18 protein-coding genes are annotated in these 20,419 nt (G+C 71.4%); 17 read left to right on the top strand and 1 reads right to left on the bottom strand.

The window, feature by feature from the left end; translation table 11 throughout:
* The 11 genes from carA (at position 1) to rpe (ending at position 14,454) form a co-directional block, all read left to right on the top strand.
* Entirely contained in the window at positions 1-1,176 is a 1,176-nt protein-coding gene (gene carA, locus JNB50_RS07135; RefSeq protein ID WP_208039417.1) for a glutamine-hydrolyzing carbamoyl-phosphate synthase small subunit, read from the top strand.
* Entirely contained in the window at positions 1,176-4,457 is a 3,282-nt protein-coding gene (gene carB, locus JNB50_RS07130) for a carbamoyl-phosphate synthase large subunit (RefSeq protein WP_208039416.1), read from the top strand. The genes carA and carB overlap by 1 nt, the downstream gene beginning before the upstream one ends.
* Positions 4,454-5,335 (top strand): orotidine-5'-phosphate decarboxylase, encoded by an 882-nt coding sequence (gene pyrF, locus JNB50_RS07125; RefSeq protein ID WP_208039415.1) that lies wholly within the window; start codon positions 4,454-4,456, stop codon positions 5,333-5,335. The genes carB and pyrF overlap by 4 nt, the downstream gene beginning before the upstream one ends.
* The gene (gmk, locus tag JNB50_RS07120; RefSeq protein WP_208039414.1) at positions 5,328-6,275 is read left to right on the top strand and encodes a guanylate kinase; all 948 of its coding nucleotides are present in this window, start codon (positions 5,328-5,330) and stop codon (positions 6,273-6,275) included. Before pyrF ends, gmk begins: the two co-directional genes overlap by 8 nt.
* A gap of 105 nt (positions 6,276-6,380) precedes the next feature.
* Positions 6,381-6,641 (top strand): DNA-directed RNA polymerase subunit omega, encoded by a 261-nt coding sequence (gene rpoZ / locus JNB50_RS07115; RefSeq protein ID WP_055915880.1) that lies wholly within the window; start codon positions 6,381-6,383, stop codon positions 6,639-6,641.
* Between the two features lie 144 nt (positions 6,642-6,785).
* Positions 6,786-8,069, top strand: a complete 1,284-nt coding sequence (locus JNB50_RS07110) for a phosphopantothenate--cysteine ligase family flavoprotein (RefSeq protein ID WP_208039674.1) — start codon at positions 6,786-6,788, stop codon at positions 8,067-8,069.
* Between the two features lie 56 nt (positions 8,070-8,125).
* Positions 8,126-9,319 (top strand): methionine adenosyltransferase, encoded by a 1,194-nt coding sequence (metK, locus tag JNB50_RS07105; RefSeq protein ID WP_208039413.1) that lies wholly within the window; start codon positions 8,126-8,128, stop codon positions 9,317-9,319.
* Position 9,320: 1 nt separating this feature from the next.
* Entirely contained in the window at positions 9,321-11,342 is a 2,022-nt protein-coding gene (locus tag JNB50_RS07100; protein ID WP_208039412.1) for a primosomal protein N', read from the top strand.
* Positions 11,343-11,470: 128 nt separating this feature from the next.
* Positions 11,471-12,379: a methionyl-tRNA formyltransferase gene (gene fmt, locus JNB50_RS07095; RefSeq protein ID WP_208039411.1), complete on the top strand. Its 909-nt coding sequence runs from the start codon at positions 11,471-11,473 to the stop codon at positions 12,377-12,379.
* Positions 12,376-13,752 (top strand): transcription antitermination factor NusB, encoded by a 1,377-nt coding sequence (locus JNB50_RS07090; protein ID WP_307794634.1) that lies wholly within the window; start codon positions 12,376-12,378, stop codon positions 13,750-13,752. Before fmt ends, JNB50_RS07090 begins: the two co-directional genes overlap by 4 nt.
* Positions 13,753-13,794: 42 nt before the next feature.
* Complete coding sequence (rpe, locus tag JNB50_RS07085; RefSeq protein WP_208039410.1) at positions 13,795-14,454, top strand: ribulose-phosphate 3-epimerase; 660 nt, start codon at positions 13,795-13,797, stop codon at positions 14,452-14,454.
* A gap of 30 nt (positions 14,455-14,484) precedes the next feature.
* Here the strand turns inward: rpe and JNB50_RS07080 are convergent, their stop codons facing one another.
* Entirely contained in the window at positions 14,485-15,690 is a 1,206-nt protein-coding gene (locus JNB50_RS07080; protein ID WP_208039409.1) for an aromatic acid/H+ symport family MFS transporter, read from the bottom strand.
* A gap of 129 nt (positions 15,691-15,819) precedes the next feature.
* Between JNB50_RS07080 and JNB50_RS07075 the strand changes: the two genes are divergently transcribed.
* Genes JNB50_RS07075 through JNB50_RS07050 form a run of 6 tightly spaced genes read left to right on the top strand, consistent with a single transcriptional unit; the run spans position 15,820 to position 20,401 of the window.
* Positions 15,820-16,083 (top strand): phosphoribosyl-ATP diphosphatase, encoded by a 264-nt coding sequence (locus JNB50_RS07075; protein ID WP_208039408.1) that lies wholly within the window; start codon positions 15,820-15,822, stop codon positions 16,081-16,083.
* 60 nt (positions 16,084-16,143) lie between these two features.
* Positions 16,144-16,983 (top strand): ATP phosphoribosyltransferase, encoded by an 840-nt coding sequence (gene hisG, locus JNB50_RS07070; RefSeq protein WP_208039407.1) that lies wholly within the window; start codon positions 16,144-16,146, stop codon positions 16,981-16,983.
* A complete protein-coding gene (gene hisF / locus JNB50_RS07065; protein ID WP_208039406.1) occupies positions 16,983-17,747 on the top strand; it encodes an imidazole glycerol phosphate synthase subunit HisF in 765 nt (254 codons plus the stop codon). Before hisG ends, hisF begins: the two co-directional genes overlap by 1 nt.
* Positions 17,744-18,136 carry a phosphoribosyl-AMP cyclohydrolase gene (gene hisI, locus JNB50_RS07060; protein WP_208039405.1) on the top strand — a complete coding sequence of 131 codons (393 nt, stop codon included), beginning with the start codon at positions 17,744-17,746 and terminating at the stop codon, positions 18,134-18,136. Before hisF ends, hisI begins: the two co-directional genes overlap by 4 nt.
* Positions 18,133-19,674, top strand: coding sequence for an anthranilate synthase component I (locus JNB50_RS07055; protein ID WP_208039404.1), 1,542 nt, complete (start codon positions 18,133-18,135; stop codon positions 19,672-19,674). Before hisI ends, JNB50_RS07055 begins: the two co-directional genes overlap by 4 nt.
* Positions 19,664-20,401 carry a Trp biosynthesis-associated membrane protein gene (locus JNB50_RS07050; RefSeq protein ID WP_208039403.1) on the top strand — a complete coding sequence of 246 codons (738 nt, stop codon included), beginning with the start codon at positions 19,664-19,666 and terminating at the stop codon, positions 20,399-20,401. The genes JNB50_RS07055 and JNB50_RS07050 overlap by 11 nt, the downstream gene beginning before the upstream one ends.
* Positions 20,402-20,419 lie beyond the last annotated feature (18 nt).

Genomic DNA, 20,419 nt, shown 5'->3' with positions numbered 1-20,419 from the left:
GTGGCCGCAGCAGAACCCGCCGTCCTCGTCCTCGAAGACGGGAAGCGCTATGTGGGCCGGGCCTACGGCGCCCGTGGCCGCACGCTCGGCGAGGCGGTCTTCGCCACCGGCATGACCGGCTACCAGGAGACCCTCACCGACCCGTCCTACGCGGGCCAGATCGTCCTGATGACGGCGCCGCACATCGGCAACACCGGCACCAACGACGAGGACATGGAGTCCCGGCGGATCTGGGTGGACGGCTTCGTCGTCCGCGAGCCCAGCCGCGTCGTCTCCAATTTCCGCGCGCAGCGCAGCCTCGACGACGACCTCGTCGAGCAGGGCGTCGTGGGCATCAGCGGCATCGACACCCGCGCTGTCACGCGGCACATCCGGTCGGCGGGCGCCATGCGCGCCGGGATCTTCTCCGGCGACGACTTCGGCCTGAGCGACTCGGAGCAGCTGGAGCTCGTGCTCTCCGGCGCGAAGATGTCCGGCCGCAACCTGTCGGCGGAGGTCTCCACCGTCGAGCCGTACACGGTCCAGGCGGTCGGCGAGCGCGTCGGCTCCGTCGCAGTCCTCGACCTGGGCGTGAAGAAGTCCACCCTCGAGAACCTCGCAGCCCGCGGGCTCGACGTGCACGTCCTCCCACAGCAGGTCACCGCCGAGCACGTGCTGAGCCTGAAGCCGTCCGCCCTATTCTTCTCGAACGGCCCGGGCGACCCGCAGGCCTCCGACAAGCACGTCGCGCTCCTCCAGGAGACGCTGCGCGCCGGCGTGCCCTACTTCGGCATCTGCTTCGGCAACCAGCTCCTCGGCCGCGCGCTCGGCCTCACCACCTACAAGCTCCCGTTCGGACACCGCGGCATCAACCAGCCGGTGCTCGACAAGCGCACGGGACGCGTCGAGATCACGGCGCAGAACCACGGGTTCGCGGTCAAGGCGCCGATCGATGCGACCTTCGATTCGCCCGCCGGCTTCGGCACGGTGGAGGTCAGCCACTTCAGCCTCAACGACAACGTGGTCGAGGGCCTCAACTGCCTCGACATCAATGCGTTCAGCGTGCAGTACCACCCGGAGGCTGCGGCCGGCCCGCACGACGCCAACTACCTGTTCGACCGGTTCCTGGACATGATTCGCGCGGTGGAGTCCGCGAGAGAGGTCCCGAACGACACCACCACCCAGGAGAACGACTGATGCCCAAGCGCGACGACATCCACTCCGTCCTGGTCATCGGGTCCGGCCCGATCGTCATCGGCCAGGCCTGCGAGTTCGACTACTCGGGCACCCAGGCGTGCCGGGTGCTCAAGCAGGAGGGCGTGCGCGTCATCCTGGTCAACTCCAACCCGGCCACGATCATGACCGACCCCGACTTCGCCGACGCCACGTACGTCGAACCGATCACCTGGGAGGTCATCGAGACCATCATCGCCAAGGAGAAGCCGGACGCCATCCTGCCGACCCTGGGCGGCCAGACCGCGCTCAACGCCGCGATGCAGCTCCACGAGCACGGGGTGCTCGAGAAGTACGGCGTCGAGCTGATCGGCGCGAAGTTCGAGGCCATCCAAAAGGGCGAGGACCGCCAGATCTTCAAGGACCTCGTGGTCGAGGCGGGCGCCGAGGTCGCGCGCTCGCACATCGCCCACACCGTCGAGGAGGCGCTCGAGTACGCGGAAGACCTGGGCTACCCGCTGGTCGTGCGCCCGTCGTTCACGATGGGCGGCCTCGGCTCCGGCTTCGCCTACACGCCGGACGAGCTGCGCAGGATCGCCGGCGACGGCATCCACCAGAGCCCGACCAGCGAGGTCCTGCTCGAGGAGTCGATCCTCGGCTGGAAGGAGTACGAGCTCGAGCTGATGCGCGACACCTCAGACAACACGGTGGTCGTCTGCTCGATCGAGAACGTCGACCCTGTCGGCGTGCACACCGGCGACTCGATCACGGTCGCGCCGGCGCTCACCCTCACCGACCGCGAGTACCAGAAGCTGCGCGACATCGGCATCGACATCATCCGTGCGGTCGGCGTCGACACCGGAGGCTGCAACATCCAGTTCGCGGTCAACCCGGAGAACGGTCGCATCATCGTCATCGAGATGAACCCGCGCGTCTCCCGCTCGTCGGCGCTGGCCTCCAAGGCGACCGGCTTCCCGATCGCCAAGATCGCGGCCAAGCTCGCGATCGGCTACCGCCTCGACGAGATCCCCAACGACATCACGCGGGTCACCCCGGCGAGCTTCGAGCCGACGCTCGACTACGTCGTGGTCAAGGTGCCGCGGTTCGCGTTCGAGAAGTTCCCCGCGGCCGACCCGACGCTCACCACGACCATGAAGTCGGTCGGTGAGGCGATGGCCATCGGCCGCAGCTTCACGAGCGCGTTGCAGAAGGCGCTGCGCTCACTGGAGAAGCGGGGCTCGTCGTTCCACTGGGGCGCCGAGTCGCGCACCGTCGAGGAGCTGCTGGAGTCGATCGTGACGCCGACCGACGGCAGGATCGTCGACGTCCAGCAGGCGCTCCGCCTGGGGGCGACGCCCGAGCAGGTGTTCGAGGCCACCAAGATCGACCCCTGGTTCATCGACCAGATCGTCCTCGTCAACGAGGTCGCCGAGCAGATCCGCGACGCCCAGACCCTCGACACCGACACGCTCCGCTACGCGAAGGACCACGGCTTCTCCGACGCCCAGATCGGCGAGCTGCGCGGCTTCGGCGAGGCGGACGTGCGCGAGGTGCGGCACATCCTGGGTGTGCGACCGGTCTACAAGACGGTCGACACCTGCGCAGGCGAGTTCCCGGCGCTCACGCCGTACCACTACTCCAGCTACGACGAGGAGACGGAGGTCGCGCCCAGCGACTCCCGCAAGGTCGTCATCCTGGGCTCCGGCCCGAACCGCATCGGCCAGGGCGTCGAGTTCGACTACTCGTGCGTGCACGCGTCGTTCGCCCTGCACGACGCCGGGTTCGAGACGATCATGATCAACTGCAACCCGGAGACCGTATCGACCGACTACGACACCTCCGACCGGCTGTACTTCGAGCCGCTGACGCTCGAGGACGTGCTGGAGGTCATCCACGCCGAGTCGCAGTCCGGCGAGCTCGTCGGTGTCGTCGTGCAGCTGGGCGGCCAGACCGCTCTGGGGCTCGCGAAGGGCCTGGAGGCCGCGGGCGTCCCGATCCTCGGCACGACTCCAGAGGCGATCGACCTGGCGGAGGAGCGCGGCCTGTTCGCCGAGATCCTCGAGAACGCCGGCCTGCTCGCTCCGCGCAACGGCACCGCTGTCGACTTCCCCAGTGCGGCGCACGCGGCCGAGCAGATCGGCTACCCTGTGTTGGTGCGCCCGAGCTTCGTGCTCGGCGGTCGCGGCATGGAGATCGTCTACGACACCGCCTCGCTCGCGGACTACTTCGAGCGCGTGGCCGGTCAGGGCATCGTCGGACCCGCGCACCCGCTGCTGGTCGACCGCTTCCTCGACGACGCGATCGAGATCGACGTCGACGCGCTCTTCGACGGCGAGCGGCTCTACATCGGCGGTGTGATGGAGCACATCGAGGAGGCCGGCATCCACTCCGGCGACTCGAGCTGCACCCTGCCGCCGATCACGCTCGGCCGCCGCGAGATCGACCGGGTGCGCGAGGCGACGCTGAAGATCGCCGAGGGCATCGGCGTCCGCGGCCTGCTCAACGTGCAGTTCGCGATCGGCGCCGGCGTGCTCTACGTGCTGGAGGCCAACCCGCGCGCGTCGCGCACCGTCCCGTTCGTCTCGAAGGCGCTGGGCATCCCGCTCGCCAAGGCCGCCTCGCGGATCATGGTCGGCGACACGGTCTCCGGACTGATCGCCGAAGGGCTCCTGCCCGAGACCGACGGCTCCGTCATCCCGATGGACTCGCCGGTCGCCGTCAAGGAGGCTGTGCTCCCGTTCAAGCGGTTCCGCACCCGCGAGGGCAAGATCGTCGACTCCGTGCTCGGCCCGGAGATGCGCTCGACCGGTGAGGTCATGGGCATCGACCGCGACTTCCCGACGGCGTTCGCCAAGAGCCAGGCCGCGGCCTACGGCGGCATGCCGCTGGAGGGCACCGTGTTCGTCTCGGTCTCCGACCGCGACAAGCGCGCGATCGTCCTCCCCGTGCTCCGGCTGCAGCAGCTCGGCTACGACATCGTCGCCACCGAGGGCACCGCCGAGGTGCTCAACCGCAACGGCATCGCCGCCCGCGTCGTCCGCAAGTTCAGCGAGGCGCCGGAGGAGGAGTCGGTGGTCGGCCTGATCACCCGCAACGAGGTGGACGTCGTCATCAACACGCCGAGCGGTCGCTCGGCCCGCGCAGACGGCTACGAGATCCGCGCGGCGGCGGTGGCGGGCGACAAGCCCCTCTTCACCACGATCGCCGAGCTCAGCGCCGCCGTGGCGTCGCTCGACGCGGTCCGCGAGGGCTTCGAGGTGACGTCGCTGCAGGAGTACGCGCTGCAGAGGGCCGCGCGCGCGTGACGGACGCCGCGAACTCCGCAGCCGCCTCCTTCGGCGACCGCCTGGCCGGCGTGTTCGCCGAACACGGGCGCCTGTGCGTCGGCATCGACCCGCACGCGCACCTGCTGGCGGACTGGGGGCTGGACGCGTCCGCCGCCGGAGTGCGGGAATTCGGACTCCGCGCGGTGGAGGCCGTGGCCGGCCGTGCCGGAATCGTCAAGCCGCAGGTGGCGTTCTTCGAGCGCTACGGGTCGGCGGGCTATGCGGCGCTGGAGGACGTGCTCCGCGCGGCGCGCGCGGCCGGCCTGCTCGTGATCGCCGACGCCAAGCGCGGCGACATCGGAACGAGCGTCGCCGCCTACGCGGAGGCCTGGCTCACCCCGGGTTCTCCGCTGGAGGCCGACGCGCTGACGGTCGCCGCGTTCCAGGGCGTCGGCTCTCTCGACGACCCGATGCGGTTTGCGGAGCAGACGGGGAAGGGGCTGTTCGTGCTCGCCGCGACCTCCAACCCGGAGGCGGCGACCGTGCAGCAGGCGGTCGTCGCGGACGGACCCCGTGCCGGGAGGACCGTGGCTCGTGCGATCATCGAAGACGTGCATGCGTTCAACCAGGCTCAGCCTCCGCATCCGTTCGGCACCGTCGGCCTGGTCCTCGGTGCCACGGTCGCGCTCGGCGACTACGGCATCGACACCGCCGTCGCCGTCGACCCGGCCTTCCCGGTGCTCGCGCCCGGCTTCGGGCACCAGGGCGCGAAGGTCGAGGACGTCCGACGTCTCTTCGGCGCGTTCGCGCCCGGCGTGATCGTGAGCGAATCCCGGGGCCTGCTGAGCGCCGGCCCCGGCCGGCTCGCCGAGGCCGTCTCGCGTCGCGCGGGGGAGGTGCGCGCCAGCCATGGCTGAGCCCCAGTCCGAGCCGGTTCGGACCCCGTCGTCCCGGCCCGCGCCGCCCGAGGTCGACCGCGCGGCGGCGTCGGCCGCCGCGATCGCCGCCCGACGCGCACGCGCGGCCGTGAAGAACGCGATCGCCGCGCGTGAGGTGTCCCCGCTGGTCGTCCTCGACCACGCGACCGCCGCGCCCGACGGCGTCGAGGGGCGCCTCCGCGTCACCGAGTTCCTGCTCAGCGTCCCGGCCATCGGAACGACGAAGATGCAGGAAGCCCTGCAGAAGCTGTCGATCTCGCCGGCGAAGCGCCTCGGCGGCCTCGGCCGCCATCAGCGTCTCAAGCTGCGCGAGTTCCTGATCGAACGCGAGAGCAAGGTCGGACGTCGCCGCAATCAGCTGGTCGTCCTCGCCGGCCCGACCGCCGTCGGCAAGGGCACGGTGTCGACCTACATCCGCGAGAACTACCCCGACGTCCTCCTGTCGGTGTCGGCGACCACGCGGGCACCGCGACCCGGCGAGGTCGACGGCGTCAACTACTACTTCGTCGACGACGCCGAGTTCGACCGCATGATCGCCGAGGGCGAGCTGTTGGAGCACGCCACCGTCCACAACGCCTACCGCTACGGCACGCCGCGCGCTCCGATCGAGAGGGCGCTGGAGCAGGGCAGGAGCGTGCTGCTCGAGATCGACCTCCAGGGCGCTCGCCAGGTGCGCGAGTCGATGCCGGAGGCCAGGCTCATCTTCCTGCTCCCTCCCACCTGGGACGAACTGGTGCGCCGGCTCATCGGGCGCGGCACGGAGGACGCCGCGGAACAGCAGCGCCGGCTGGAGACCGCGAAGGTCGAGCTGGCCGCCCAGGACGAGTTCGACTACCGGGTCGTCAACCACACGGTCGCCGACGCCGCTCGCGAGGTCGTAGACTTGATGAATGTCCGCGCGGCGCCGTCGCGCCCGTAGGCCACCGAGTCTCAGAAATACAGTGCGCGCCGCATCCGGCGCCGTCCACAGGTTCTCCGCGCTCCGCACTCACGAGCCGGAAGCACGAACAGAGAGGGTTTCCGCATGGCAACCAGCAACAACGGCATCATCGACCCGCCGATCGACGACCTCCTGGCCCGTGTCGAGTCCAAGTACGCGCTCGTCATCTTCGCCTCCAAGCGTGCGCGTCAGATCAACGACTACTACGCCGACCTCCACGAGGGCAGCCTGTTCGACAACGTCGGGCCGCTGGTCGACTCCTCGGTCGACGACAAGCCGCTGTCGGTGGCGCTGCACGAGATCAACGAGGACAAGCTCGTCATCAAGCCGCTCGCCGCGGAGTGACCCGACTCACCGAGTCCCGCAGACTGTGAGCCGCTGAACCAGCGCTTCAGAACCAGCGCCGAGACCGGCGCGCCCAGTGCAGCCGTACGATCGCAGCCGGACACCCGGCAGCCGATAGGGGGAGATGCCGCCGTGAGCCCACGATTGACCATCGTCGTCGGAGTGACCGGCGGCATCGCCGCGTACAAGGCCGTCGGCGTCATCCGCGCTCTCGTCCTCGAAGGGCACTCGGTCCACGTCGTCGCGACGGAGGCCGCGCTGCGGTTCGTCGGCCGCCCGACGCTCGAGGCGATCAGTCGAAACCCGGTGGCGACCGACCTCTACGAGGGCGTGGCCGAGGTGCGACATGTCGCCATCGGCCAGTCGGCCGACCTGATCGTGATCGCGCCGGCGACCGCCAACACGCTCGCCAAGCTGGCGGCCGGCATCGCCGACGACCTGCTCGGCAACACCGTCCTGGCCTCGACGGCGCCTCTGGTCGTCGCGCCGGCGATGCACACCGAGATGTGGCGCAACCCCGCGACCGTCGCCAACGTCGCCACACTCCGCAGCCGCGGCGTCACCGTCGTCGGGCCGGCCTCCGGGCAGCTCACCGGAGCCGACTCCGGTCCCGGCCGCCTGGAGGAGCCCGACGTCATCGTGCGTGCCGCGTTGCGTGCGGCCGGGATCTCGCCGCGACTCGCCGTCTCCGCCGTCCCCGAGCCGGTCGCCGACGTCGTCGTGCTCTCCGAGCGGCGGCGCGCCAACGAGGCCTCCCGGCTGCCCCGCGGCGGCGTTGACCTCGCGGGCAAGCGCATCGTCGTGACGGCGGGGGGAACCAGGGAGCCGCTCGACCCGGTGCGGTTCCTCGGCAATCGTTCGAGCGGACGCCAGGGCGTCGCCGTCGCCGCAGCGGCTCAGGCGCGCGGCGCCGACGTCGTGCTCATCGCCGCGCACCTGGAGGTCGACCCTCCGGAGGGTGTGGAACTGGTCGAGGTTCAGACCGCGCTCGAACTGCAGGAGGCGGTGACAGAGGCCGCACGCTCGGCCGACATCGTCGTGATGACGGCGGCCGTCGCCGACTACCGGCCGGCGGTGATGCGCGACTCCAAGATCAAGAAGTCCGAGGCCGGCGACACGCTGAGCATCGAGCTCGTCGCCAACCCCGACATCCTCGCGGGGCTCTCGGCCACCCGCCGCGACGGCCAGGTCGTCGTGGGGTTCGCCGCGGAGACCGAGCCGGACCCGTCGACCCTGATCGAGCTGGGCCGCACGAAGCTCGCCGCCAAGGGCAGCGACTTCCTCGTGCTCAACCAGGTGGGCTGGGACCAGGGCTTCGCAACGGAGAGCAACGAAGTCGTGGTGCTCCGCAAGGGCGGCGATATAGTGATGGAGGCCTCGGGGAGCAAGCTGTCGGTGGCCGACCGTATCCTCGACGTCGTCGTGTAATCGACGACCGAGCCACGGCATCCCGGACTTTCTCCGCGCCGCGATCAAGGAGCACAATGACAGATCTGCGTCTCTTCACGTCCGAGTCGGTCACCGAGGGGCACCCGGACAAGATCTGCGACCAGATCTCCGACAGCATCCTCGATGCGTTGATCGCGGTGGACCCGCAGAGCCGGGTCGCCGTCGAGACACTGGTGACCACGGGGCTGGTACACATCGCGGGCGAGGTGACGACCAAGGGCTACGTCGAGATCCCCGCCCTGGTGCGCGAGAAGATCGTCGAGATCGGCTACGACTCCTCCGACGTCAGCTTCGACGGCACCCAGTGCGGTGTCTCCGTCTCCATCGGCGCGCAGTCGCCCGACATCGCGCAGGGCGTCGACAACGCGCTGGAGTCGCGAGCGGAGCAGAGCATCGACGACCTCGACCGGCAGGGGGCCGGCGACCAGGGCATCATGTTCGGTTTCGCCACCACCGAGACGCCGCAGTACATGCCGCTGCCGATCTGGCTGGCCCATCGGCTGGCCGAACGCCTCGCCGCCGTGCGCAAAGACGGCACGCTCGACTACCTGCGGCCCGACGGCAAGACCCAGGTGACGATCGGCTACGAGGGCTACACGCCGCGTTCGGTCGAGACCGTCGTGCTCTCCACCCAGCACGCGCCCCACGTCTCCAGCGAGCAGCTGCAGGCGGAGGTCGTCGAGGAGGTCATCGCGCCGGTCATGCATGCCGCCGGGCTCGACACCGCACACATCCGCACGCTCATCAACCCGACCGGCCGGTTCGAGATCGGCGGCCCCAAGGGCGACGCCGGCCTCACCGGCCGCAAGATCATCGTCGACACCTACGGCGGTGCCAGCCGTCACGGCGGTGGGGCGTTCTCCGGCAAGGACCCGTCGAAGGTCGACCGCTCGGCGGCGTACGCGATGCGCTGGGTGGCCAAGAACGCCGTCGCGGCCGGCCTCGCCGACCGACTCGAGGTCCAGGTGGCGTACGCGATCGGCAAGGCGGCACCTGTCGGCCTGTACGTGGAGACCTTCGGCACGGGAACGGTCCCCGACGAGCGGATCATCCGCGCGATCCGCGAAGTGTTCGACCTGCGCCCCGCCGCCATCGTGCGCGACCTCGACCTGCTGCGGCCGATCTACGCGCAGACGGCGACCTACGGCCACTTCGGGCGCGAACTCCCCGACTTCACCTGGGAGCGGCTGGACCGCGTCGACGACCTGCGCTCCGCCGCAGGGCTCTAGCGTGGAGGCGGCCGCGACGGTCGCTCGCGTCGTCCTCGACTCGCCGCTCCCGCAGCTCGACCACCTGTTCGACTACAGCGTTCCCGCGGAACTCGCCGGGCAGGTGCGACCGGGCGTCCGCGTGCGCGTTCCTCTGCGGTCGGCCGGACGTGTCGCCGACGGGTTCGTCGTGGAGCTCGCGGAGCCGGATGCGGCGTTCTCCGGCACTCTGAGCCCGATCGAGGCGGTCGTCTCGCCGGTGCCCGTCCTGACGGGGCCGGTGTGGCGGCTCGCCCGCCGGCTCGCCGATCGGAGCGCTGGCACGGCGAGCGACATCCTGCGACTCGCGGTGCCGGCGCGTATGGTGCGAGTCGAGAAGGCCTGGCTCGCCGCGCGGGAGCAGGCCGATGACGCCTCCAGCGCCCCGCAGGCGGCCCGGGAGTCGCCGACCGAGCCGGTGCCCTTCCCGGTGCGCGGCTACGCCGGCGGCGTTCTGGAGGCGGCGGTCGCGGCGGGGGAGCGCCTCGCGCTCCGGCCGATCCCTCGGCTCAGCCGCCTCCCGGACGGCACCTGGGTGGGCGAGTGGGCCGTCACCCTGGCGGCCCTCGCCACTGCGACCTGGCGCCGCGGCGCGACGGCGATCGTGGCCGTCCCGGACCACCGCGACCTGGAGCAGCTGGCGGCTGCGCTGGCGGCGATCGCGCCCGTGGGCGCAGTGGTGCGCGCGGACGCCTCGCAATCGAACCCCGACCGCTACAAGGCCTTCCTCGCGGCCCTGTCCGGCCCGCGGATCGTCATCGGGAACCGGTCGGTGGTCTACGCGCCGGCTTCCCGGCTGGGTCTGCTGGTGGTCTGGGAGGACAGCGACCCGCTGCTGGCGGAGCCGCTGAGCCCGTATGTGCACGCCAGGGACGCCGCGCTGGTCCGCCAGGAGCTCGAAGGCTGCGCTCTCGTGGTGAGCGGCCTCGTGCGCAGCGTGGAGGTGCAGCGGCTGGTCGAACTCGGCTGGCTGCGCGATGCCGGCCCCGAGCGCGCCTTCTCGCCGAAGGTCGTGCTGACCGCGAATCAGAGTGCGTCGGAGCCGGCCGCGCGTGCCGCGCGCATCCCGTCGTCCGCGTGGCGGGCGGCCCGGGAGGCCCTGAGCGGTGAGAGCGGCAGGCCGCGGGGTCCCGTGCTGGTGCAGGTCGCCCGCCCCGGCTACCTGCCGGTGCTCTCGTGCGCGCACTGCGGCCAGGCCGCGCGGTGCGCGCGGTGCTCCGGGCCGCTCGGCCAGCGGCGGGCGGGTGCGACGCCGTCGTGCGGATGGTGCGGCGCGCTGGCGACCGAGTGGAGCTGCACACGCTGCGAGCACACGAAGCTGCGCATGGTGACGCCCGGCTCCGGCCGAACGGCTGAGGAGCTGGGACGCGCGTTTCCAGGGACGCGGGTGATCCTCGCCGACGGCGACCACCCCGTGCTGCGCGTCGGGTCGGCGCCCGCACTCGTCGTCGCCACCCGCGGTGCCGAGCCGATCGCCGAGGGCGGCTACCAGGCCGTTCTCCTGCTGGACGGCGAGCGCATGCTCGCACGGGAGACCCTGCACGTTGCAGAGGACTGCCTGCGCTGGTGGACCAGCGCTTCGGTGCTGGCCGCAGCCGGCGCGCCCACCCTGCTCGTGGGCGTGTCCGGCGACCTCGCGCGGGACTTCGCGACCGATCGCCTGGTCGATTTCGCCCGCGAGGAGCTGGCCGACCGCCGTCAGCTGCGTTTCCCGCCGGCCGTGCGGCTCGCCTCCGTCACCGGCGCGGAGAGCGCGGTCCGCACGGTGCTCGAGGCCGTGGACCCCGACCTGCTGATCGATGTCCTCGGCCCGGTGGAGGTGGACGAGAAGTCGGTGCGCGCCATCCTCCGGTTCGAGTACGCCCGCGGGGCCGACGTCGCCGCGGCCGTGCGCGCCGCGGTGGTGCGCAACGCGACGCAGCGGCGCAGGGCGCCGGGAGGCCGGCCCGGCTACCGCCCTGCTCCCAGCCTCCGTGTGCGCTTCGACGACCCCGAGATCCTCTGACCCATCCGCGAGGGGCGCGTCGTTGTCCCTTTCGCGCTCCGAAGGGGACAACGACGTGCCCCTCGGTGGGAGCGGGAGCGGCGAGCACGGGTAGACTCGGTCGCTGACCAGACCGAAAGAACCTTGCTATGCGACTCGTCTTCGCCGGCACGCCCGCCGTCGCCGTCCCCTCACTGACCATCCTCGCGGAGCGCTTCGAGCTCGCCGCCGTCATCACGCGCGACGACGCCCCGCTCGGCCGCAAACGGGTGCTCACTCCGTCGCCGGTCGCGGAGGCCGCAGCCGCCCTCGACCTCCCCGTCATCAAGGCGAACCGGTTGGGGGAGGATGTCACCGAGCAGGTCGAACGCCTGCGTCCGGACCTCGGCGTCATCGTCGCCTACGGCGGACTGGTGCGCGAACCCCTGCTCTCGACCCCCCGGCTCGGCTGGGTCAATCTGCACTTCTCGCTGCTCCCGCGGTGGCGGGGCGCCGCCCCCGTGCAGCGGGCCGTGATGGCCGGCGACGCCGAGACCGGGGCTGCCGTCTTCCAGCTGGTCCCCGGTCTCGACGCGGGCGATGTCTTCGCACAGCTGCGGCGCCCGATCCCGGCCGATGCCACAGCGGGGGAGCTCCTCGACGCTCTGGGGGACGAGGGCGCCGAGCTGCTCGCCGACACCGTGTCGGCGATCGCCGACGGGACGGCCGTCGCGGTACCGCAGAGCGGAGAGCCGGTCCTCGCGCCGAAGCTGACCATCGACGACGCCCGGCTCGACCTGACCCGCTCCGTCGACGAGGTCTACGCGCGGCTGCGCGGCGTCACGCCGGAGCCCGGCGCGTGGCTGCTGCTCGACGGCGAGCGGTTCAAGGTCCACTCGGCGCGCCCCACCGGCGGCCTGTCGCTGCCGCCCGGCGTGGTCGCCGAGGCCGACGGTCGAATCGAGGTGGGAACCGGCACCACGCCGCTCGAGCTGGTGACGGTCCAACCGGCGGGCAAGCGGGCCATGGCGGCTGCCGACTGGTGGCGCGGCGCCGGAGGATCGGCGGTGCTCTCGTGAACGACCGCACCAGAGTCCAGCCGTCCCGGCGAGTCGCGTACGACGTGCTCTCCGCTGTGCGGGAGTCCGACGCGTACGCCAACCTCCTGTTGCCGGGCCGCATCGCGCGGGCCGGGCTCTCGCCGGCGGACGCCGCCCTCGCGACGGAGCTGACCTACGGCACGCTGCGGATGCAGGGCTACTACGACCGGGTCATCGCCCGGGCGGCGGGCCGCACCGTCGACAAGATCGACCCTCCGCTGCTCGATGTGCTGCGCCTCGGCGCCCACCAGCTGCTGTCGACGCGCGTGCCGTCGCACGCGGCGGTCAACGAATCGGTCGCCCTGGCCCGGCAGGTGGGCAGTCGCTCGGGGACGGGCTTCGTCAACGGCGTGCTCCGCGAGATCGGTCGTTCCACTCCCGAGGAGTGGCGCGAGCGGGTGCTGGCGGACGCGAAGAACGAGGACGAGCGCTTCGCCGCCATCACCTCCCACCCGGCGTGGATCGTCCGCGCCTTCCACCGTTCCCTGGAGGCCGAGGGGCGCGGGGAGGAGCTGGAGGCGCTGCTGGAGGCCGACAACACCGCACCGCGCGTGAACCTGGTGGCGTTGCCCGGCCTCGCCGAACCGCCGAGCGGTGCCCGACCCGACCGTTTCTCGCCCGTCGGCTTCACCGCGGGCGGGGGAGATCCGCAGGGTCTTGTGACCGAGGCGGAGGGCCGGTTGCGGGTGCAGGACGAGGGATCGCAGCTCGCGGCCCTCGCGCTGTCCCGCGCTCGGCCCATCGAGGAGGGAGAGCGCTGGCTCGACCTCTGCGCCGGGCCGGGAGGCAAGGCCGCGCTGCTCGCGGCGGAGGCGCTCGCCGGCGGTGCGACCCTGGTTGCGAACGAGCTGGTGCCGGCGCGTGCCGAACTGGTTCGCAGGGCGCTGGCTGCCGTGCCGCTCGATGTGCCGGTGTGGGAGCGCGACGGCGTCGAGATCGGACGTGGCGAGCCGGAGGCTTTCGACCGCATCCTGCTCGACGCGCCGTGCACCGGACTCGGCGCGTTGCGCAGGCGCCCGGAAGCGCGCTGGCGCAAGACGCCCAGGGACGTCGCCGAGCTGACCGCGCTGCAGGCGCGCCTGCTCGACTCCGCCGTCGAGGCGCTGAAGCCGGGTGGCCTGCTCGTCTACGTGACCTGCTCGCCGCACGTGGCCGAGACGCGCTCGGTGGTCGCGGACGCCCTCGACCGTCATCGCGGAGTGCTCAGAGTCGGCGAGAGCGCGGAGATCGTGCAGTCGGTCGCGAGCGAACGGCTCGACCTGGCGGGCGACCCGCAGCTGGTCCAGCTCTGGCCGCACCGCCACCTGACCGACGCCATGTTCATCGCCGTGCTCGAGAAGGTCGCCGCGTAGGGACCGCGCTGCGAGGCGCGGCCGCCCAATAGGCTGGTGCTCATGGTGACGCGTATCAATCCGAGCATCCTGGCGGCCGACTTCGTGAACCTGGAGCGCGATCTCGGGAGCATCGCCATCGCAGACCTGGTGCATGTGGACGTGATGGACAATCACTTCGTCCCCAACCTCACGTTCGGTCCGCAGATGGTGGGCCGCATCCAGGACGTCAGCCCGATCCCGCTCGACGTGCACCTGATGATCGACGACCCCGACCGCTGGGCTCCCGGCTATGCGGAGCTGGGCGCCTTCTCGGTGACCTTCCACGCCGAGGCCGCGGCCGACCCGGTTGCTCTCGCGCGGCGGTTACGGGCCATCGGCGCCCGGGCGGGCATCGCCCTCAAGCCCGGAACGCCGGTCGACGGCTACCTCGACCTGCTGGGGGAGTTCGACCAGGTGCTCGTGATGACCGTCGAACCGGGCTTCGGTGGCCAGTCGTTCATGGTCGAGACGATGCCGAAACTGCGCTCGCTCCGGGAGGCCGTCGAAGCGCGGGGCCTCGACGTGTGGCTGCAGGTCGACGGCGGGATCACCGAGGAGACCATCGTCACGGCCGCCGAGAACGGTGCGGACACCTTCGTCGCGGGCTCCAGCGTGTTCCGCGGCGAACCGGCAGAGCGGATCGCCGGGCTGCGGGCCGCGGTCGCGGCCCACGCGCACTGACGACCAGCGTCCGCAGGCCGCACCCTCGGCCTACTTCGGCGCCGCCACCGGTTCCGCCGCGACGCGCGCTCGCGCCGGGATGATCGCGAGCGCGCCCACCGCCAGGAGGGCGCTGGCGGCGAACACATAGAACCCGCCGGGATATGCGAGGCCCTCCGACACGAGCAGTCCGGTGATCGCCGGGCCCATGATCGCGCCGAGCCGCCCGATTCCGGCGGCGAAGCCGAGTGCGGTGCCCCGGATCTCCGGCGGATAGAGCTGGGTGACGAACGCGTAGACGAGCACCTGGGCCGAGAACACGAAGACGCCGGTGACGAAGACGGCGACATAGAGCATCGTGACGTCCTCGAGCCGGATGCTGAGGAACGCGAGCAGGAGCCCGGACAGCGCGAACCACGCCATCGCGACCCGTTTGGTGCCGGAACGGTCGGCGACGATGCCGGCGAGGATCAGTCCGGTGACGGCGCCGGCGTTCAGGACCAGGAGCAGGCCGAGCGAGTCGGTGGAGCCGTAGCCGGCGTCGCGCATGAGCTGCGGGAGCCACGTGTTGAGGCCGTAGACGAGCAGGAGTCCCATGAACGACGCCGCCCAGACTCCGATGCTGACCGTCCGATAGGGGCGTTCGACCAGCCGCCGCACGGTCGGCCGTCGGCCGGCCTGCCGTTCGCTGCGCTCCTCCGGGAGCGTGATCCGGATGAGCGGGACCGTGACGAGCCCCGCGATCCCGCCGATGGCGAACAATACGCGCCAGTCGGGGATGACCGCGAGGGCGAGGAGCGCCGTGAGCACGGCGCCGGCGTGGTAGCCGGTCATCGTCAGCGTCGTCGCCTTGCCCGCGCGCTCGCGTGGCATCAGGTCGGTGACGTAGGCGATGACGACCGGGAGGCAGGCGCCGAGCGCGATCCCGGCGAGCACGCGCAGGAGGCCGAACACGAAGACGTCCGGCGCGATCACGATGGCCAGCGTCAGCACCGAGAACACGGAGACGCACAGCAGCAGGCAGAGCCGTCGGCCGTAGCGGTCCGCGAGGGGTCCGACCGTGAGGGCTCCGATGCCGACGCCGACGAGGCCGGCGGTCGCAACGGCTGTCGCCGCCGGAGCGTCGAAGCCGAGCTCGCGTGTGCTCAGGAGAGTGGGGATCACGGTGCCGAGTACCACCAGGTCGAAGCCGTCGAGGGCCACGATCACCCAGCAGAGCACCAGTGGCCAGAATCGGGAGCGGGTCGTCGGCTCCATCGCGGACCTCCTTGTCGAATGGAATATGTCAGATGAGACCTGCCGACATTAGCACACGGCCTCCCGTCGGAGCGGCGCGCGCCCGTCACGCGGACGCGGGCCCTGCTCCGCGACTAGTACGCTGTAACGGTGAAAACCTTCGACGACCTCTTCGCCGAGCTCAGCGAGAAGGCCGAGACCCGCCCGGAAGGCTCCGGGACGGTTCGCGAGCTGGACGCGGGCGTGCACGCCATCGGAAAGAAGATCGTGGAGGAGGCCGCAGAGGTCTGGATGGCCGCGGAGTACGAATCCGACGAGGCCACCGCCGAAGAGATCTCGCAGTTGCTGTACCACCTGCAGGTGCTGCTGATCGCCAAAGGCCTCACTCCGGCCGACGTGTACCGACATCTGTGACGACCGCCCCCGGTCTGTAGATCCGTGCCTCCGTCCGTCACGTCACGAAAGTCACAACACATGCTGAAGATCGCCGTCCCCAACAAGGGCTCCCTCTCCGAGACTGCGGCGCAGATGCTCCACGAGGCCGGCTACCACGGCCGCCGCGACCCCAAGGAGCTCATCGTCGCCGATCCGCGCAACGGCGTGGAGTTCTTCTATCTCCGCCCGCGCGACATCGCGACCTACGTCGGCTCCGGCGCGCTCGACGTCGGCATCACCGGCCGCGACCTCCTGATCGACTCCGGCTCGCCGGCCGCCGAGATCGCCGCCCTCGATTTCGCCGCATCCACGTTCCGCTTCGCCGGGCCGGCGGGGTCGTACACCGACCTCGCCGACCTCGACGGCAAGCGCGTCGCGACGAGCTACCCGGGCCTGGTCGGCCAGTTCCTCGCCGACAGCGGAGTGGACGCCTCGCTGATCAAGCTCGACGGAGCCGTGGAGTCCGCCGTCCGGCTCGGCGTCGCGGACGCCGTGGCCGACGTGGTCGAGACCGGCTCGACGCTGCGCAAGCAGGGCCTGGAGATCTTCGGCCCGGTGATCCTCGAGTCGGAGGCCGTGCTCGTCTCGTCGCCGGCGCCCGCGGCCGGCGTCGACACCCTCCTGCGTCGCCTTCAGGGCGTGATGGTCGCCCGTCAGTACGTGTTGGTCGACTACAACCTCCCCGTCGCGCTGCTGGAGCAGGCCGTCGCCCTCACGCCGGGCGTCGAGTCGCCCACCGTGTCGCCGCTCGGCGAACCCGACTGGGTCGCGGTGCGGGTCATGATCAAGAGCGACAGCACGAACCAGGTGATGGACGACCTCTACGAGCTCGGGGCGCGCGCCATCCTGGTCACCTCGATCCACGCGGCGCGGATCTGATGAGCGTCGCGGTGCGGGTCATCCCGTGTCTCGACGTGGCCGCCGGACGCGTCGTCAAGGGCGTCAACTTCCAGAACCTCCGCGACCAGGGCGATCCCGTCGAGCTCGCCCGCCGGTACTTCGAGCAGGGCGCCGACGAACTGACGTTCCTCGATGTGACGGCGACGGTCGACGACCGGTCGACCACGTACGACGTGGTGCGCGCCACGGCGGAGCAGGTCTTCATCCCGCTGACGGTCGGCGGGGGAGTGCGCAGCACGGAGGACGTCGCGAAGCTGCTGGGCAGCGGGGCGGACAAGGTGGGCGTGAACTCCGCGGCCATCGCGCGGCCCGAGCTCGTCGCCGAGATCGCCGAGCGCTTCGGCGCTCAGGTCCTCGTGCTCTCGCTCGACGTCAAGCGGTCGGCGGCCACCGCCTCCGGGTTCGTGGTGACGACCCACGGCGGTCGCACCGAGACCGGGATCGACGCCCTGGACTGGGCCGAGCGCGCGATCGGGCTCGGCGCGGGGGAGCTGCTGGTGAACTCCATCGACGCCGACGGGACGAAGGAGGGCTTCGATCTGGAGCTCATCCGTGAGATCCGCGCGATCAGCAGCGTTCCCGTCGTCGCCTCGGGAGGGGCGGGTGCCGTCTCGCACTTCGTCCCCGCGATCGACGCGGGCGCCGACGCCGTGCTGGCGGCGAGCGTGTTCCACTCGGGCGAGATGACCATCGGCGATGTGAAGGACGAGCTTCGACGAGCAGGCCTGGAGGTGCGCTCATGACCGCGACCGACGACGTGATCGGCCGGATCCGGTTCAACGATGCGGGGCTGGTCCCCGCCGTCATCCAGCAGTGGGACTCCCGCGAGGTGCTGATGATGGGCTGGATGGACGCCGAGGCGGTGCGCCGCACGCTCGGCGAGGGGCGGGTGACCTTCTGGTCCCGCTCGCGCCAGGAGTACTGGCGCAAAGGCGACACCTCCGGGCACGTGCAGTACGTCAAAGGGGCGGCGCTGGACTGCGACGGCGACACGCTGCTCGTGACCGTCGACCAGGTCGGCGCGGCCTGTCACACCGGCACTCGCACCTGCTTCGACGCCGACGTGCTGGAACCGGTCGTCGCCGACGCCGAGAGCGCGCGGCTCGCCGCCGAGATGGGATCGGACCTGTGATCGCCACAGCGGGCGGGACGACCGGGCGCGAGGAGTTCGCCGAGCTGGCCGCGGAGCACCGCGTCGTTCCGGTGGTCCGCGAACTGTTCGCCGACGGTGAGACGCCGGTCGGCATCTACCGCAAGCTCGCGGCAGGGCGCCCCGGCACCTTCCTGCTCGAGTCGGCGGAGCAGGGCGGCATCTGGTCGCGGTTCTCGTTCGTCGGCGCCGCGTCGTTCGGCATGCTGACGCAGGACGGCGACGAAGTCCGCTGGCTCGATTACGGGCTCTCGGTTCAGCGCGCGCTCGGCGCGGAGGCCTCCGGTCGCCCGCTCGACGCGCTCGCGGCGCTGCATGAGCGCTGGAGCACCCCGCGCATCCCCGGCCTGCCGCCGCTGACCGGCGGCCTGGTCGGGTTCATCGGCTGGGAGGCCGTGCGCCAGCTCGAGCGGCTGCCGCAGCGTCCGCCCGCCGACTACGACATCCCCGGGCAGGCGATGGCGTTCGTGGCCGACCTGGTCGTGATCGACCACCGCTCGGGAACGGTCAAGCTGATCGCCAACGCGCTGGCCGACGGTGAGCACGGCGTCGACGAGCTGTGGAACGACGCGCAGCAGCGCCTCGACCGCATGCAGACCGAGCTCGCCCGCCCGTCGGAGGCCTGGCTGGCCGACGTCGACCTCGCCGCCGTCGGCGACCCCGTGTCGCGGACCCGCGAAGAGGACTTCCTCGCGTCCGTCGAGACCGCCAAGGAGCGGATCGTCGACGGCGACATCTTCCAGGTGGTGATCTCCCAGCGCTTCGAGCTCGAGTGCACGGCCTCCGCCCTCGACGTCTACCGCGTGCTGCGGTCGCTCAACCCGAGCCCGTACATGTACCTGCTGTCGCTGGAGCGCCCGGGCGGCGAGCCCTATCAGATCGTCGGCTCCTCGCCGGAGGCGCTGGTCAAGGTGCAGGAGGGCCGCGCCTTCACGCATCCCATCGCGGGTTCGCGCCCGCGGGGTGCGACGCCGGAGGAGGACCTCGACCTCGAGACCTCGCTGCTCGCGGACGACAAGGAGCGCGCGGAGCACCTGATGCTGGTCGACCTCGCCCGCAACGACCTGCTCAAGGTGTGCGCGGCGGGCAGCGTCGAGGTGACGGAGTTCATGCGCGTCGAGCGCTTCAGCCACATCATGCACATCGTCTCGTCGGTGGAGGGCGACCTGCTGCCGAAGTCCGGTGCCATCGACGTCTTCCGCGCAACCTTCCCGGCCGGCACGCTCTCCGGCGCGCCGAAGCCGATGGCTCTGCGGATCATCGACGAGCTCGAGCCGGCTCAGCGCGGCGTGTACGGGGGAGTGATCGGCTACTTCGACTTCGCAGGCGACGCCGACCTCGCCATCGCGATCCGCACGGCCACGATCATGGACGGCGTCGCCCGAGTGCAGGCGGGAGGCGGCCTGGTCGCCGACTCCGTGCCGATCCTGGAGTTCCAGGAGTCGCAGAACAAGGCGGCGGCGCCCCTCCGCGCGGTCGCGGTCGCGAACGGCATGAGACGGGTGCAGGGTGCGCGCTGAGAACCGCCGTGTCAAGTACCTGACGCTCCTCGCGCTGGTGGTGGGGAGCGGTCTGGGGCTGCTCTCGGCGACCCAGACCTGGTTCGTCATCGGCGTGACCGATGTCGCCTCCCACGCCGGCACGGTCACCGTCGCCGGCTCGGCAGCGGCTCCCGCGCTCACCGCGCTCTCGCTGGCCGGGCTCGCGTTGACGGCGGCTCTCGCGATCGCCGGACCGGCGTTCCGCGTGGTGCTCTCGATCCTCGGAATGCTGCTCGGCGTCTCGATCGTCTACTCGGCCGTCTCGGTGCTGGGCGACCCGCTGCGGGCCGCCGGCGGGGCGATCACGGCGGCGACCGGAGTCGCGGGGGAGAACTCGCTGCGCAAGCTCGTGGACAGCACGACGATCGAGTTCTGGCCGTGGCTCGCGGTCATCGGCGGCGTGCTCGTCGCTTTCGCGGGCATTGCGGCCATCGTCTTCGTTCGCGCGTGGCCCGGCCCGTCCCGCCGCTACCAGGCCCGGTTCGCCGGGGAGGACGGCCGCTCGGCCGAAGCGGCCGTCGCCGAGCTCGCGGGCGACGACCCCGCCGAGCGCGACGACGCGGCACCCGCGCCCGACAGCGGCGACGACGCGGAGGCCCGCGCCGCGGCCGAGGGCGACACGCCCGACACCCCCACGGCGCTCGACCGCGACACCGCGATCGACAGCTGGGACGAGCTGAGCCGCGGCGACGATCCCACGCGCTGAGCCACTAGACTGTTTCCC

The organism is Leifsonia sp. TF02-11, assembly GCF_017565305.1.
Taxonomy (GTDB): domain Bacteria; phylum Actinomycetota; class Actinomycetes; order Actinomycetales; family Microbacteriaceae; genus Leifsonia.
This window is presented reverse-complemented; position numbering and strand designations above follow the sequence as displayed.

Coding starts and splice junctions, on each gene's coding strand:
- JNB50_RS07080 (WP_208039409.1), bottom strand. CDS start 15,690: ATGGAGCCGACGACCCGCTCCCGATTCTGGCCACTGGTGCTCTGCTGG.
- carB (WP_208039416.1), top strand. CDS start 1,176: ATGCCCAAGCGCGACGACATCCACTCCGTCCTGGTCATCGGGTCCGGC.
- metK (WP_208039413.1), top strand. CDS start 8,126: ATGACAGATCTGCGTCTCTTCACGTCCGAGTCGGTCACCGAGGGGCAC.
- hisI (WP_208039405.1), top strand. CDS start 17,744: ATGACCGCGACCGACGACGTGATCGGCCGGATCCGGTTCAACGATGCG.
- hisF (WP_208039406.1), top strand. CDS start 16,983: ATGAGCGTCGCGGTGCGGGTCATCCCGTGTCTCGACGTGGCCGCCGGA.
- rpoZ (WP_055915880.1), top strand. CDS start 6,381: ATGGCAACCAGCAACAACGGCATCATCGACCCGCCGATCGACGACCTC.
- fmt (WP_208039411.1), top strand. CDS start 11,471: ATGCGACTCGTCTTCGCCGGCACGCCCGCCGTCGCCGTCCCCTCACTG.
- hisG (WP_208039407.1), top strand. CDS start 16,144: ATGCTGAAGATCGCCGTCCCCAACAAGGGCTCCCTCTCCGAGACTGCG.
- rpe (WP_208039410.1), top strand. CDS start 13,795: ATGGTGACGCGTATCAATCCGAGCATCCTGGCGGCCGACTTCGTGAAC.
- gmk (WP_208039414.1), top strand. CDS start 5,328: ATGGCTGAGCCCCAGTCCGAGCCGGTTCGGACCCCGTCGTCCCGGCCC.